2 protein-coding genes and 1 pseudogene are annotated in these 4,595 nt (G+C 65.6%); 2 read left to right on the top strand and 1 reads right to left on the bottom strand.

The window, feature by feature from the left end:
- Positions 1 to 736: 736 nt before the first annotated feature.
- Together HY699_14650 and HY699_14645 are read left to right on the top strand one after the other, a co-directional pair.
- Positions 737 to 1,582 (top strand): annotated as a pseudogene (locus HY699_14650) (hypothetical protein).
- Between the two features lie 114 nt (positions 1,583 to 1,696).
- Positions 1,697 to 3,859: a hypothetical protein gene (locus HY699_14645; protein ID MBI4517044.1), complete on the top strand. Its 2,163-nt coding sequence runs from the start codon at positions 1,697 to 1,699 to the stop codon at positions 3,857 to 3,859.
- Between the two features lie 73 nt (positions 3,860 to 3,932).
- Here the strand turns inward: HY699_14645 and HY699_14640 are convergent, their stop codons facing one another.
- Positions 3,933 to 4,316: a phage holin family protein gene (locus tag HY699_14640; protein MBI4517043.1), complete on the bottom strand. Its 384-nt coding sequence runs from the start codon at positions 4,314 to 4,316 to the stop codon at positions 3,933 to 3,935.
- Positions 4,317 to 4,595 lie beyond the last annotated feature (279 nt).

The raw sequence follows: 4,595 nt of genomic DNA, 5'->3' as shown, positions 1-4,595 counted from the left end.
CTTCCCGATCCGAGTGCCGTTGCGACAACGGGGCAGCTGGACCGGTGCGGGCCGCGTGAGCCCGGTGACACTGAGCAGGTCGTACATAAACTCTCCATCGCCGTACCCACTGCGCGATAGCGATCGGCTCAGCTTGGTGTGCATGCCGTAGGAGATGGCCAGGAGTCAGGGACGTAATGCCGATTGACTTGGAGCGCGTATGGAAACCTTTCGTAGCAGACAGGCATTGAGCGGCCGGCTGTGGCGAGCGGCTGGAGCGCTTGGGTGCGCTTTGTCGCTGTTAGGCGCGCTGCGGGCCGACGCAGCAGTGGTCTACAGCCAGGACTTCGAGGGCGCGGTCGGTGCCGAGTGGTCGAACACCACCACCGACACGACTCCAATAGGTGCCCGAAGATTCCTCGGGCAATTTAACAACGGCACGGTGTCTCTCACGCTCAGCGGATTGCCGGCGCACGCGCAGCTTACTGTCGCCTTCGATCTCTTCATCCTGAAGTCCTGGGACGGGAACGCCCTCGGCGTGGGTCCCGACGAATGGAACCTGAACGTTGACGGTGGTGGGACTCTTGTCAATACGACGTTCAGCAACGTTTATGACCAAGCCTACCCCGACGCATACCCAGGCGGATCACACCCGCCCCAGACCGGGGCCGTCGAGGTCAACACCCTCGGGTACAGCTTCTTCGGTGACGCTGTCTATCGGCTGGCGTTCACGTTCGCGCATACCGCCGGGTCCGTGATGCTGAACTTCAGTGCAGCCGGTCTCCAGGGCCCCGGGGATGAAGACTGGGGCCTCGATAACGTCCTCGTCGCTATCGACGGCTGCGAGCCGCCGCCGTCGGACATGGTGAGTTGGTGGCGGGCCGAGGGCAACGCCGCGGACAGCATCGGCGGTCACCACGGCACGCTGCAGGGAACGGCCGGTTTCGCACCCGGCAAGGTGGCCGACGGGTTCGCCTTCGACGGCAGCGGCGGGGTGGAAGTGCCGGACGATCCGGCGTTGACCTTGGGGAGCAGTGATTTCTCGATCGACTCGTGGGTCAAGTTCAATAACTACGGCGGTGGCGATCCGATCGCGGGACACGACGAAGGTGCCGGTAACCAGAACAAGTGGATCTTCTGGTTGTCGGGCGGCGAGCTGCGATTTCACATCAACGGGCCTTACTCGGCCAATCCGGTTGCGGCACCGTGGGCGCCGCTTGCCGGGCGCTGGTATCACGTTGCGGTCACGCGTAGCGGGAGCAGCTACCGCCTGTACATCGACGGCACGCTGGTGGCGCAGGCGACCGACTCGAATCCGATTCCCGACCCGGCCGCACCGCTGACCATCGGAAAGGCCGAAGGCTTCAATTTGAACGGGCAGGTCGACGAGTTGGAACTTTTCCACCGCGGGCTGAGCGCCGGCGAAGTGCAGGCCATCTTCGCCGCCGGCAGCGCCGGCAAGTGCACCTCGTGCGGCAACGGCACGATCGAAGCCGGCGAGCAGTGTGACGACGGCGACACCGACAGCGGCGACGGCTGCAGCAACGTCTGCCACATCGAGACCTGCTACACCTGCACCGGCGAGCCGTCGGCCTGCACGCCCGACAACGGCGCCGCGTGCGACGACGGCCTGTTCTGCACCCAGACCGACACGTGCAGCGGCGGTGCCTGCGCCGGCAGCGGCGATCCCTGTGCCGGCGGCGCGGAATGCAACGATCTGTGCAATGAAGCGGCTGACGACTGCGTGGCCCCCGACAACTCCTCCTGCAACGACGGCGACCTGTGCACGCAAGCCGACACGTGCCAAGGCGGCGTGTGTGTGGGATCTAACCCGGTTATCTGCGGAACCCCCTGTACGCCGGGCTTAGATTGCGACCCCGTGGCTTACAAGTTCACAGAAATTCCGGACACCGGGTCCTACAACTACTTCGATGAACCGCACAATGTCGCTATCAATGGGGTGGGTCAGGGGCTGAACAACAGCGGCTACGATCAGTACGCGTCGGGGCAGCTCCTGGACGGCGAGAAGGGAGCCGACGCGTACTGGGATGACAAAGGCAACGGCCCGGCCTACGAATGGGTCGGGTGGCTCAATAAACCCGCTGCGGTCATCTTCAGGTTCCCAACGTCCCGCAACTTCACCACCGTCACGATCGGCATTAGCAACTCCACTGCTTCGATCCCCGACGTGGTGGAACCGGTGTCGGTGACCGTGTCCTTCAGCGACGACGGGTTTACCTTTGGTTCGCCGTTGCTGTTTGAACAGTCCAACTCCACACTGCCCCACATCCCGGACGGTACACGCGCAGATGTAACCCTTGACCTCACAGGCCGTGCTGGGCGCTTCGCGCGCCTCGATTTCGCCAACCCGTATTGGACCTTCATCGATGAAGTTGCTTTCGGTCCCAGCGCACTCATCGACCCGTGCAGCCCGCCAGGGAACTGCAACCCCTTGACGGGATTGTGCGCGCCGCCGCCGCCGCTCGCGGACGGCACGGATTGCAGCGACGGAACCTTCTGCAACGGCGCCGACAAGTGCAGCGCCGGCGCGTGCACCGCGCACGCCGGTGATCCGTGCTCCAGCGGCGCCGAGTGCCAGAACGTCTGCAACGAAAGCCTCGGCAACTGCGTGGCCCCCGACAACTCCCCCTGCGACGACGGCCTGTTCTGCACTCTGACCGACGCGTGCGGCGGCGGCCTCTGCCTCGGCGGCGGCGACCCCTGCGCGGGCGGACCCGAGTGCGCCAATGCCTGCGATGAAGCGAACAACTCCTGCAACGTCACCGGCGGCACCGGTTGCACGGATGACGGCAACCCTTGCTCGCTTGACCAATGCGACGGCTTGGGGAGCTGTAACCATCCGGCGGGCAACCCGGGAGCGCTCTGCCGCTCCGCTGCAAACGAGTGCGACGTGGCGGACACTTGCACCGGCAGCTCGACGGCATGCCCGGCCGACCTCAAGCAGCCTGCCGCCACGCCCTGCTCGAGCGACGGCAACGTCTGCACCTCCGACCAGTGCGACGGAGTCGGCACCTGCACCCACGACCCGGGCAACGCCGGTCTGGTTTGCGGCGCGGCGGGTACGTGCGAGATCGCGCCCACCTGCACCGGCACGTCCGCGGCCTGTCCCCCGCCCGCGCTCGCGAATGCCGGCAGCGGCTGCGACGACGGCAGTCAGTGCACCGTCAACGACCAATGCACCGCCGGCGGCCAATGCGTGGGAACGCCGCTGGGTAACTGCTGCGGCGACGGCGTGCTCAGCACCGGCGAACAGTGCGATGACGGCAACAACACCGACGGTGACGGTTGCAACAGCACCTGCCGCTACGAGCTGATCCCCGGCAACGGTGCGGGAAGCGCAGCGAGAGACAAGCGCGCCTGCCTCATCGAGTGGTCGGTGGTGAATCCGAACAACACGCCCGCGCTAGATCGCCGCGGCCGGCCCAACTACACCCAGACCTGCCACAACAATGACCCCACCTGCGACTTCGGCAGTGATGCCAACGCCTGCGAGTTTCGGGTGGTGGCATGCCTGAACAACATCGATGCCAGGCTGCCGACGTGCCCGCAGCTCGGGGTGGCGGATCCGGTACGGATCGTGTTGCCCAGCCTGCTGCGCGACGCCGCCAACTACAACAGCTTGAACACGGCGCTCCACAACTTGCGTGACTGGACCACCGGCGCGACCGGGCTGCAACCAACGGTCGAGAGCAGTCAGATCGGCCTGTGCTCGGCGCCGTTCACCGTTCGCGTGCCGCTACGACTGGGCGCACGGATCACGCCCGGCCGCATCACGCTGGCAACGATGAGTAAGTCGTACGAAAACTCCCCGCTGTGGCTGAGCGACTCGGACCGGCTGGTGTTGGTGTGTGCGCCGTGAGGCGCGGAGGCTGACGAATCCAACGCGCGGCCGCGGCGCGCGCTCACGCCCGGTGCGGCGTGCGCAGGGACGCTCAGTGCTCGATGCGCTCGACGTAGATGTACTCGATCCGGCCGCTGTCGCTGACAAACACGTTGAGCACGAAGCTGATCAGGCTGAGTAGGAGGGCGCCGCCGACGGCGGACCAGAAGCCGTGTACTTCGAAGCCCCGGACCACGCCGGAGGTCAGCCACAGCATCAAGCCGTTGACCACCAGCGTGAACAGGCCGAGAGTGAGCAGGTTGATCGGTAAGGTGAAGAACAGCACCAGCGGCCGCAAGCAGGCGTTGAGCACGCCCAACACCAGCGCCGCAATGAACACCGCCCCCGCGCCGTGCAACTCAATGCCACTGACTAGCTGGCTGGTCAGCCAGAGGGCGAACGCTGTGACCACCCAGCGCACCACTAACCCGCGCATGGCTGTAACTCTTGGCACGGACGGCGGCTTCGCTCAAGAGGCGCAGCCCGCGCGCGCGGCGCTGGGGCTGTGCGACAAGTCTGTGGGTAACGTGCAGCCGACCGGGCAAATCCTCACCAGTCTGACAGTACTGCGTACTGTCAGGCCGAGGCCCATGGCCGAAAGGGTCGCAATTTGTCTTCTTCCAGGCGCGGCGCCGCTTCTTCAGCTGCTTCTCCCGCACGATTGCGGTCTCTGCGCAGCCGTGCGCTTCGAAGTCGACCAGCTTGTCAACGCCGT

Source organism: Deltaproteobacteria bacterium (assembly GCA_016210005.1).
Lineage (GTDB): Bacteria > Desulfobacterota > Binatia > HRBIN30 > JACQVA1 > JACQVA1.
Note: the sequence above shows the minus strand (reverse complement) of the source record. Positions and strands in the feature narration are given on the sequence as shown.